The sequence below is a fragment of the Nonomuraea ceibae genome, assembly GCF_019396325.1.
Classification (GTDB): Bacteria; Actinomycetota; Actinomycetes; order Streptosporangiales; family Streptosporangiaceae; genus Nonomuraea; species Nonomuraea ceibae.
Map to the genome: position 1 here is coordinate 36,343 of NZ_JAHKRO010000073.1, position 10,976 is coordinate 47,318.

6 protein-coding genes are annotated in these 10,976 nt (G+C 74.1%); 3 read left to right on the forward strand and 3 right to left on the reverse strand.

Annotation, left to right across the window (positions count from 1 at the left end; genetic code table 11):
* Positions 1-3: 3 nt before the first annotated feature.
* Both KME80_RS33540 and KME80_RS33545 read right to left on the reverse strand, forming a co-directional pair.
* On the reverse strand, positions 4-1,245 hold the full coding sequence (locus KME80_RS33540) for a branched-chain amino acid ABC transporter substrate-binding protein (protein WP_219510575.1): 1,242 nt from the start codon (positions 1,243-1,245) through the stop codon (positions 4-6).
* Positions 1,246-1,371: 126 nt separating this feature from the next.
* A complete protein-coding gene (locus KME80_RS33545; protein ID WP_219510576.1) occupies positions 1,372-3,126 on the reverse strand; it encodes a serine/threonine-protein kinase in 1,755 nt (584 codons plus the stop codon).
* Positions 3,127-3,343: 217 nt separating this feature from the next.
* Between KME80_RS33545 and KME80_RS33550 the strand changes: the two genes are divergently transcribed.
* The 3 genes from KME80_RS33550 (at position 3,344) to KME80_RS33560 (ending at position 8,262) form a co-directional block, all read left to right on the forward strand.
* On the forward strand, positions 3,344-4,621 hold the full coding sequence (locus KME80_RS33550; protein WP_219510578.1) for a sensor histidine kinase: 1,278 nt from the start codon (positions 3,344-3,346) through the stop codon (positions 4,619-4,621).
* 124 nt (positions 4,622-4,745) lie between these two features.
* Positions 4,746-6,767, forward strand: a complete 2,022-nt coding sequence (locus tag KME80_RS33555; protein WP_219510579.1) for an ATP-binding protein — start codon at positions 4,746-4,748, stop codon at positions 6,765-6,767.
* A 115-nt stretch (positions 6,768-6,882) separates the two neighbouring features.
* Positions 6,883-8,262 carry a sensor histidine kinase gene (locus KME80_RS33560; RefSeq protein WP_219510580.1) on the forward strand — a complete coding sequence of 460 codons (1,380 nt, stop codon included), beginning with the start codon at positions 6,883-6,885 and terminating at the stop codon, positions 8,260-8,262.
* Here the strand turns inward: KME80_RS33560 and KME80_RS33565 are convergent.
* A partial coding sequence (locus KME80_RS33565; RefSeq protein WP_219510581.1) for a S8 family serine peptidase occupies positions 8,219-10,976 on the reverse strand: 2,758 nt, incomplete at its 5' end. The genes KME80_RS33560 and KME80_RS33565 overlap by 44 nt on opposite strands.

Below are 10,976 nucleotides of genomic sequence, written 5' to 3' on the forward strand. Positions count from 1 at the left end.
GGCTTACTTCGCCTCGAACTGGTCACTCAGCACGTCCTTCCACGCACCGGACGTGACCTTGTACACGGTGAACATCTTGTTGACGCTGTCGCCGTACTGGTCGAATCCGATCGTGCCGTTGGCGCCCGAGTCGGTCCGGTACTCCTGGACCTGCCTGATCAGCTCGGCGCGCTGTTCGAGCCCGCCGCTCCAGCCGCCGCTCGCGGTCACCTTGCCGGCCGAGGCGACGATGACGTTGGCCGCGTCGAAGGCGAAGGCCCCGAAACCGCCGTACCCGTCGGAGAAGCCCTTCTTCTTGTACGCGTCCACGAACGCCTTGCCGCTGTCCAGCTTGTCGATCGGCGCGCCGACAGAGGTGGCGACGTCGCCGTCCTTGCCGCCGAGCGCGATGAACTGGGGGTCGAACAGGCCGTCGGTGCCCGACACGGGCACGTTCAGCCCCAGGTCCCTGGCCTGCTTGCTGAGCGGGCCGGCCACGTGATACTCCGAACCGACGAAGATCGCCTCCGGGTTCAGCGTCTTGACCTTGGTCAGCACGCTGGAGAAGTCGCTGTCGTTCTCGTTGACCTTCTCGCGGATGACGATCTGGGCGCCGAGGCGTTCGGCCTCCTTGGCGAACTCCGTCGCGCTGCTCTCACCCACGGCCTTGCCGTCGGTGATGATCGCCAGCTTCTTCTTCCCCTCCTTCTGCACCATGTAGCGGGCGTTGAAGGGGCCCTGGAGGTCGTCGGTGCCGACGACGCGGAAGTAGTTGCCGTACTGCCGTTTCGGCGCGGTGGCGAAGTCGGCTCCCCTGGACAGCACCGGGTCGGTGTTGCCCGGCGAGATGAGCAGCAGCTTGGCGGCGGCGATCTTCGGCTGGATCGCCCGCGCCACGCCCGAGTTGTACGAGCCGACGACTCCCACGACGTTGGGGTCGTCGGCGAAACGCTGGGCCGCCGCGGCGCCCTTGTCCGGGTTTGCCTCGTCGTCCTGCGCATCCATCGCGAGCTGGTATCCCTTGACCGCGCACGCCGCGTTGGCCTGGTCGACGGCGAGCTGGACCGAGTTGCGGATGCCGAGCCCGATCGCCGACAGCTTGCCCGACATCGGCGCGATCACGCCCACGACGAGCGTGCCCTTGCTCGTGTCGCACCCCCCGGCGCTCCCGGCCGTCTCGGTCTTGCCCGCCGCGCACGCGCTGGTTCCCGTGGCCGTGACGACGGCCAGCAGCGCGGACAGCACGCCGGTGGTCTTGCTCTTCAACGCAGACTCCCTCGTTCCCCTGCATCCCGACACCCCGTCGGACCGGAGGGACGCTAGAGTCCTCGGCTGTCCACGCGACAGACCCATTCACTGCCCGAAAACTGTCCGGTGAGGGACGGCCCCGGCTCAGCCGAGAGCGGACCAGTCGCGGATGGGCCTCGGCCCTGTCAGCACCGAGTCCTCGTAGGCGACGTCGGTGACGCGGATCTTCATGTACCGGGTGCCCGAGAACACCCAGTAGTCGTTCGCCTCGCCCGGCACCGGCAGCATCTCGTCGATGCCCTGCCTGAACGCCGGGACCTTGTGGAACGTGCCGGGCCAGCCGTCGAGCCGCGCCGGGCCGCGGGTGATCTGACCGCCGGGGCCCTCGCCGTCCAGCCTGGTCCGGACGTACCTGTCTCCGGAGAACACCCAGTACTGCTCCGGGTCGTCCGGGGTGCGCACCACCGCGTCGATGCCGTCGTCGGCGAGGTCGCCGAACACGTCCGCCCAGTCGCTGAGGGGTCGCGGCCCCGCCACCAGCGTGTCGTCGTACGCCTGGCCGGGGCCCGCCAGGCGGATGCGGACGTACTCGCGGCCGGAGAAGACCCAGTACTCATCGGAGGAGCCCGGGACCCGCAGCGTCGCGTCGATCCGATCCCGGAACGCGGGCAGGTCCTCGAAGGTGTCGTCCCACGTCCGGAGCGGCGTGGCGGCTCGCAGGATCTCGCCTATCGGGTAACCCCGGGTGGAGAGGCGGGCCCGGACGTAGCGGTCGCCGGAGAACAGCCAATAGCCGCTCGGGGCGTTCAGCTCGGGGTCGTCGGGGACGGGCATCACCGCGTGGACGCGCCGCAGGGGCTCGGCGGCCGTGGCGCTGGGGGTGGCGGGCTGAGTGGCTGGCTGACTGGCCGGCGGGGTGGCGGGGCTCGTCGTCGCCGCCGCGGCGGCGGGGGTGTCGTCCGGGGCGCGGTTCGTGAGCGCGACCGCGGCCACGGCGGCCGTGAGCACGACGGCGGCCGTGATCGCCACCAGGCCGGGCAGCCGGCGACGCGGCACGGCGCGGGATCGTCGTCGCGGATGGGTCGGCAGGTCGGGCACGGTCGGCGTCGTCGAGGCGAAGGGCCGCAGCATCGCGCTCGCCTCCGCGATGGACGGGCGGTGGGCCGGGTCCTTGCGGAGCAGGGCTTCGAGCAGCGGGGTCAGCGGCCCGGCGACGGGCGGGAGGTCCGCCGCCTCCTGGGCGATGGCGTGCAGCACCCCGGCGGGCTCCGGCCGGGCGAACGGGGACCGTCCCGACACCAGCACGCACAGGGTGACGCCGAGCGAGAACAGGTCGCTGGGCGGCCCTCCGGGCTGTCCGCGGAGCCGCTCGGGGGCGATGTACTCGAGCGTCCCCACCACCGCGTCGGTCTCGGTGAGCGAGTCGGTCCCGGTCAGCGCCGCGATGCCGAAGTCGCACAGAACCACCCTGCCGTCGCGGCGCAGCAGGACGTTGGCCGGTTTGACGTCCCGGTGCAGCGCGCCGGCGGCGTGCACGGTCTCCAGCGCGGACAGCAGCTGCAGGCCGATCGTCGCGGCGTCGGCCGGGGTCATCGGGCCGGCGGCGGCGAGGTGGTCCTTCAGCGAGGGGCCGTCCACGTACTCCATCACCAGCCACAACCGCTCGTCGTGGATCAGGAGGTCGTGCACGCCGAGGACGTTCGGGTGCGAGATCCGGGCGATGACCTGGGCTTCCCGGTGGGCCCTGGTGAGCTGGGCGGCGCGCGTCTGGCCGGTCGTCCGGAGGTGCATCTCCTTCACCGCCACCGTACGGCCGAGGAGTTGATCGGTCGCCCGCCACACGGTGCCCGTGCCGCCGCTGCCGAGCTGGTCCAGCAGTACGTACCGTTCAGAAAGCACGCGTGGTCCCCCGAGGTCGAAGATCGCCGTATGCCCCCATCTTCGGCCATTCCCGGGCGTCAGGCGGCTCGGATTGCCCAGGCGAATGGCTGCTGACTGCCACAATTCATAATGAATTCCTGCTGAGGCAACTAGTCCGGATATAGCCTGCTATACCGTTGCATGCCCGCCTGCTCCACCTCCGCGGAGCGTCCGGTCCTCAGTCGTGGGAGTGTGGATGACGGTCGACGATCGCGGGGATCGTCGGCGCCCGGGCGGACGCTGGGACGTGCAGGCCCGTGGCCGTGCCACGGTCGACGCGCTCGAACGCCTCGTCGGCGGCATGGGCACGGGGATCGTCGCCATGATCGCGCTGCTGCTGCTGACCGCCACCGCGCTGCTGTGCCTGGTCGGCGTGGGGCTGCTGCTGGTGCCCGCCGCGCTGCGCGAGCTGCGGGAGGTCGCCGACCGCGAACGACGGCGGCTCTCGCGCTGGGGCCCGGAGCTCACCGGCCCGGGCACGACCCCCTCCCGGCTGCGCGACGCGGCCGCCGACCGCACAGTCCGCCGCGAGCTGGGCTGGCTGGTGATCCACGCCGGGTTCGGGGGGCTCCTGGGACTGCTCGCCCTCACGCTGCCGCTCCAGGCCCTCAAGGTCGCCGCCCTCTCGCTGTGGTGGTTGCTGCTGTCTCCGGAGCAGCCCGCGGTCGAATCCTGGGGATGGTGGACCATCAGGGACGTGCCCAGCGCTCTCGGCGTCGCCCTGCTGATCCCGGTGTGGATCGTCCTCACCATGATCGCCGCGCCCGGCCTGGCACGCTTGCAGGCATGGCCCGGGCGGCGGCTGCTGCGCCACGCCCCGGATTCCGCCACGGATCTGACCTCGCGGGTGGCGGAGCTGACCGCGACGCGCGCCGCGGCCCTCGACGCGCACGCCACCGAGCTGCGCCGGATCGAGCGGTCGCTGCACGACGGGACGCAGAACCGGCTCGTCGCCGTCAACGTGCTGCTCGGGGCGGCCCGTCGCGCGCTGGAACGTGATCCGTCCACGGCCGGAGAGCCCCTCGTGCGGGCCCAGGACGCCGTCAGGCAGTCGCTCGACGAGCTCCGTGGGGTCGTGCGGAGCATCCTGCCGCCCGTCCTGATCGACCAGAGCCTCGCCGACGCGCTGACCGGCCTGGCCGCGACCAGCCCGGTGCCGTGCACCGTGGACGTGGACCTCCCGGCCAAGGCCGCCGCCTCCGTCGAGGCCACCGTGTACTTCCTGGTCGCCGAGGCGCTCACCAACACCGCCAAGCACGGCCGTGCGCGGCACGTCGCCGTCGAGGCCCGCCGCGTGGGCGACCGGCTCCAGATCCGGATCACCGACGACGGCCGAGGCGGGGCGGACGAGCGGCACGGTTCCGGGCTTCGCGGCATCCGCGGCCGGGTCGAGGCGCACGACGGGACGTTCACCCTGGACAGCCCGCCCGGCGGGCCCACCGTGCTGGCCGTGACCCTGCCCTGCGGGCCGTGATCCCCGCCGTTCCGGAGCCGGTACGGCCTGCTGTACCCGCAGGAGGCAGTGCGCGGGATCGCCCGCGCGGACCGGCGGCCCGTACCGTCGGTCCGTAGCGGTTGATCGAGGGGGAGCAAGGCGTATGCGCCTGGCGAGCGATTATGAACCGGAGCAACTGGGGCGACAGGTACACCTCGCGCGGGAGCAGGCCTTCGTCGGCCGGGGCGCGGAGCTGGCGGCCTTCCACGCGGCCCTGCACGGCAGCCACAGTGTCCTGTACCTGCACGGTCCCGGCGGCATCGGAAAGTCCGCGCTGCTGCGGCGGTTCGTCCAGGACGCCGCCGCCGCGAACCGCCCGGTGGTGCACATCGACGGCCGTGGGCTCGTGGCGTCGCCCGAGGCGTTCGAGGCCGAGGCCGCGCCGGTGCTGCGCGACCCGCGCGCGGTCCTGCTGGTCGACGCCTTCGAGCAGCTTCAGGAGCTGGAGGAGTGGCTGCGGGAGGAGTTCCTGTCGAGGGTGCGGATGGGGGCGCTGGTCGTGCTGGCCGGCCGGCACGCCCCGGACGTGCGCTGGCACGCCGACCCCGGGTGGGCCCGGGCCTTGCGGGTCATGCCGCTGCGTGACCTGCCGCCCGCCGAGGCGCGGGCGCTGCTCGACTCCTGCGGGGTGCCCGAGGAGTCGCGCGAGCGGGTGCTGACCTTCGCGGGCGGCCATCCGCTGGCGCTGCTGCTGACCGCGGCGTCGGGGGGCGCGGAACCGGAGCACGAGCTCGTGACCGCGCTGCTGGACCAGCTCGTGGGCGAGGTGCCCTCGGCCGCGCACCGGCAGGCGCTGGAGGTCAGCGCGCACGCGTACGTGACGACCGAGGATCTGCTGCGCGTGGTGCTGCCGCACGACGCCGAGGAGCTGTTCCGGTGGCTGCGCCGGTTGCCGTTCATGGAGTCGGGCGCCTCCGGGCTGTACCCGCACGCCCTGGTGCGCGAGATCCTGGAGGCCGACTTCCGCTGGCGGGACCGGCAGGGACACGCCGCCATGCACGAACGCGTCCGGGCCCACCTGGCCGGAAAGGTCCGGACGGCGGCCGATCCCGACGTGCCCGGCGCCGTGGCGGCCCTGCTCCACCTCCACCGCGGCGACCAGCCGGCGAGCGTACGCGACGCGCACTCGACGGCCGAGTTCCGCGAGGAGCCTCTGAACCCGGCGGACGTCGAGGCCCTGGTCGAGATGGCGGCCGAGATGGAAGGGGAGGAGGCCGCGGGCTGCGCCGCCTTCTGGGCCGGGCGCCGCCCGGAGGCGTTCCGCGTCTACCGCCGGGCCGCCACGGGCGAGCCCGTCGCCTGGTTCGCCTGGCTGCGGCTGCCGGGACCGGACCAGGAGGAACTCGCGGCCGACCCGGTCGTGGCCGCGGCGTGGGCGCACGCGCGGGCCACGGCGCCCCTACGCGCGGGCGAGCACCTGGCCGTCGCCAGGATGTGGCTGCCACGGGGACGGCCGGGCGGCAGGGCGTTGACGGCGATGATGCGCTGGCGGGCCGTCGGGGAGTGCCTGCGGTCGGAGCAGATGGCCTGGTCCTACTGGGCGCTGCCGGAGCACGAGGCGCACGAACACCTGTGGCGCTGCGGCATCGGCAGGATCGACGTCCGGCCTCGCGTCGGGGACGCGGCCTATGACCTGTTCGCCCACGACTGGCGGGCGGTGCCGCCCCAGGCGTGGCTGGAGCGCTTCGGCCGGACGACGGCCCCGGAGGCGGGCGGCGGGGCGGGGCGGCTGGCGGTGCTGTCACGGGCCGAGTTCGGCGAGGCCGTCCGGCAGGCGTTACGCCACTTCTCGCGGCCCGGCGCGCTGGCCGCCTCGCCGCTGACGCGTACCCGGCTGGTCACCGAGCGGGCCGGGCGGGCCGGGCGTGATCCGGCGACGGCCCTGCACGACCTGCTCCGCGAGGCGATCGACGCCCTGCGCGACGACCCGCGCTCGGTCAAGCTGCACCGGGCGCTCGCCGTCACGTACGTGAGCGGCCCGCCCACCCAGCAGCTCGCCGCCACCCGGCTGGGCCTGCCCTTCACCACCTACCGCCGCCATCTGACGGCCGGCGTGGAGCGGATCGGCTCCGACCTCTGGCACGCCGAGCTGTACGGCGTCGCCGGTCCCCGTCACCGGCTGTGAGCCTGACCCTCTCTTATGACAAAAGCCCTGACATGGTGACATGTCGGCTATAACCTGCGTACCTCCGGTGCTGATCAGCGAACGGCCCTGTGCGTGGCCGAGGAGGTACGTTCCCATGACGGTCGCTGAGGGCTGCCGGGCCGCGCGGCTGCCGCGGGCGCGATGGCGGACGCGATGGGCCTGGCGCTGGGACGTGTTCGGCCGGGGCCGTGCCACCCTGGACGCGCTCGAATACCTCGTCGGCGGCATAGGCACGGGAGTCCTGGCGCTGGCCGCGCTCCTCACGGTGATCGTCACCGCCCTGGCCTGCCTGGCCGGCGTCGGGCTGCCGCTGATGCCGGCCGCGCTGCGCGGGTTGCGCGCGGTCGCCGACCGGGAGCGGGCCCGGCTCTCGCGCTGGCACCCGGACGAGATCATCGCCCCGCCCCCGCCCCCGGCCGGGCTGCGCGCCGCCCTCGCCGACCCGCCCGTGCGGCGCGAGCTGGCCTGGGCGGTCGTGCACGCGTCCACCGGCATCCTCGTGGGCGTGCTCGCCCTCACCTTCCCGGTCCACGCGGTCCAGGACGCGACCTTCGCGCTGTGGTGGTGGGTGCTGCCTGCGGGGGACGCCACGGCCGCGACCTACGGGATGTGGGAGGTCAGCGACCTGCCCAGCGCCCTCGCCGTCGCCGTGCTGGCCCCGATCGAGATCGCGCTCACCATGCTCCTAGCGCCCCGCATGTCCCGGCTGCAGGCCTGGTCCGGCCTGCGTCTCCTGCGGCCCGGCCCCGGCGTCGACCTGAGCCTGCGCGTGGCGCAGCTCACCGCGACCCGCGCCGCCGTCCTCGACGCGCACCTCGCCGAACTGCGCCGGATCGAGCGGTCGCTGCACGACGGGACGCAGAGCCGCCTCGTCGCCGTCGACGCGCTGATCGCGGACGCGCTGCGGGCGCTGGAGAGCGACACGGCCGGCGACACAGCCACCGCCATGACCTCGATCGAACGGGCACAGACCACCGCCGAGCAGGCGCTCGCCGAGCTCCGGGGCGTCGTGCGGAGCATCCTGCCGCCCGTCCTGACCGACAAGAGCCTCGCCGACGCGCTCACCGGGCTGGCGGCGGCCTGCCCGGTGCCCTGCGTCGTCGACGCCGGCCCGCCGGTCAGGGCCGCCGCCTCCGTCGAGGCCACCGCCTACTTCGTGGTGGCCGAGGCGCTCGCCAACGTCGCCAGGCACAGCCGGGCCCGGTACGCCGTCGTCAGCGTCCGCCACCGGGACGACCGGCTGTGCCTGCGGGTGGTGGACGACGGACGCGGCGGGGCGGACGAGAGCGGCCCCGGGCTCACCGGCATCCGCCGCCGGGTCGAGGCGCACGACGGGTCGTTCCTGCTGAACAGCCCGGACGGCGGGCCCACCATCCTCAACGTGACCCTGCCAGGACCGCTTCAGCGTTCGTCGCGCGAGCTCGACGCGGCTATGGCGGGCCCACCGCGTACGCCCGGACGACGGTCTGGGTGAGGGCGGCGCCGCCGGCCGCCTCGACCCGGACGCGCAGCGACACGTAGCCCGGTGTGCCCGGGTTGCGGACGGCGGCCTGCCAGGACGGACCCGCGCCGGAGGCGCGCACGGGCCGCCAGGTCGCGCCGTCGTCGGCGGACGTCTCCAGGCGGACGCTCACCGGCCGGACCCCGCCCTCCAGCCGCATCGGCAGCCGGGTCAGCGATCCGGCGGGGGCGCGGTTGACCGCGTCGAGCCCGGCCGGGCCGAAGCGCATCGCCATCACCGGCAGCGGCCGTTCTTCCCCGGTGCGCGCGGAGGGCACCGTCCAGACGGCGTCCACGGCGGTGGACAGCGTCGCGGCCGGCCGGCGCGCGGACGCGCTGATCGTGTACGTGGCGGCTCCGGCCGGCAGCTTCGCCCGCATCTCGCAGGACTCCGGGGAGTCGATCCAGCAGCCGGCCAGGTCGGCGGTGGCGAGCACCTGCCCGTCCCTGGCGACGGTCGCCGTGCCCGTGGCCGCCTCGTCGCTCCCGGCCCGTCCGGCGGCGCCGTCGGCGAACAGGGCCGCCGGGCGGAACACCAGTTGGTCGCCGGTGCGCCGGGCGTGGATCCCGGCGAGCGACGGGCCCGTCACCGCGGCGTTCCACAGCTCTCTGGTGGAGCCTCGGCGTGCGGTCCTCTCCTCGCCCGTGATCAGCGCGGTGCCGATCAGGAGCGCGCCGCTCCAGGAGAGGCCGGGTGTCCGGTACTGGGTCAGCGTGCCGGGCAGGTCCACGTCCTTGGGGGGCGCCAGGGGCATGCCGCTTGCGCTGCCGAGACGCACCGTCGTCAGCGGAGTCGCCGTGCCCGCCGTGCCCGCCGTGCCCGAGGCCCGGTAGGTCGAGGTCACCTTCGCCAGCTCCCGCCGTTCGGCCGCGTAGCCGGGATCGTCCGGGAGCCCGCCGACGTGACGCCGGGCGAGGTCGTAGAGGGAGCCGGTGGCCTCGTTCACCCACTGGTTCCTGATCAGGAACTTCAGGCCGGGCTCGCGGGCCGGGACGACGAACAGCCGGTCCGGGTACCTCGTGAACGAGAGCCAGGCCGTGGCCCATTTCCCGGACTCCAGCTGGAAGTCGAAGCCGTTGTCCTGGACCGCGCCCGGGTCGTCGATCGAGAACAGGAACTGCTTGCCGGCCCGCGCGTCCAGCGTCACCTCCTGGTCGGTCTCGCCCACGGTGACGACGGTGTGGGCGATGGTGGTGCCCTCGCGCTCGGAGGTATCCGACAGCAGGCTCCACCGCCCCCTGGGCAGCCTGATCCCGGCGCGGCCGTCGGCGAAGGACAGCTCGTGCTGTACGCCGGTCTCCGGGTCGAAGGCGTGGACCAGCGGGTCGACGGGCGTGCCGGACCTGCCCAGGGCCGTGACGGTCACCAGGTGGGTCTCCGGTTCCACGTACGCGCCGACCGGCGTCCGGATCACCTGGTCGCCCGACCGGGCGGTGACGACGCCCGGGTGGTCGCCGGTCGGCCTGCCGCTCGCGTCGATCGTCAGCGTGACCGTCGCCTGCCCGTGCGCGGGCACCTCGGCGCGGTCCGCGGAGAGGCGGAGCAGCTCGCCCTCGGCGGTCAGGCCGAGCGTGACCGGGGTGTCGCCGGTGTTGGTGTAGGTGATGGTCCTGGTCGCCCCCCGCTCGGCCGTGCCGAAGGGGAAGAGCGCGTGCAGGCTGCCCGGTTCGGCCACCACGGGCTGGGCGAGCGCGCGGGCCACGTCGACCAGGCCGGCGCCCTGCCGGTACGGCGTCTCGTCCGCCGCGGGCGCCGCGCTGCCCATGAGGGCCGCCTTCAGCCGGGGGCCGGTCCAGCCGGGGTGGCGCTGGGCGAGGATCGCGGCGGCCCCGGCCACGTGCGGCGCGGCCATCGAGGTGCCGTCCATCGCGACGTGGGCGCCGCCCGCCTGCGCCGCCACGATCCCGACGCCCGGCGCCGTGACGTCCGGCTTGATCGCGTGGTCGCCGAGGCGGGGCCCGGCGCTGGAGAAGGGGGCCAGGCGGCCGTCCCGGTCCACGGCGCCGACCGTCAGGGCGGCGTCGGCGCTGCCGGGGCTGCTCACCGGGTTGCGGCCGGAGTTGCCCGCGGCGACCACGAACAGCGCGCCGGTCCGCTCCGACAGCACGTTCACGGCCTGTTCCACGGGGTCCAGCCCGGGTGTGTCGGAACCGCCCAGGCTCATGTTGACGACCTTGGCCCCGACCTCGACGGCGGCCCATTCCATGGCGGCCAGCAGAGCCGATTCGGTGAACGTGCGGCTGCCCAGCTTGGCCACGGCGATCTCCGCGTCCGGGGCCACGCCCCGGTACTTCTCCCCCGCCCCCGCGATGGTCGACGTCACATGGGTGCCGTGGCCAATGTTGTCGCGGATGTCGGGTTCGTCGCTGAAGTTGCGTGACTGCTTGACCGCGTTCTTCAGGTCGGGGTGATCGGGGTCGTACCCGGAGTCGAGCACGGCGACCTTGACGCCCTTGCCGGTGAAGCCCTGGCTCCACGCGGTGGGCGCGCCGATCTGCTCGGCGCTGCGGTCGAGGGTGAAGGCACGGCGGCCGTCCAGCCACAGCTTGGCCGTCCCGGCGGCCAGTGACGGACCGCCCCCGCCCGCGAGGTCCCGCCAGGTCCGGGCGGCGCTCGCCTTGGGCAGTCGCGTCGTGGTCAGGCCGGCGGCCGCGAGGCGCCGGGCCGGCCCGGCGTCCCGCAGCCGG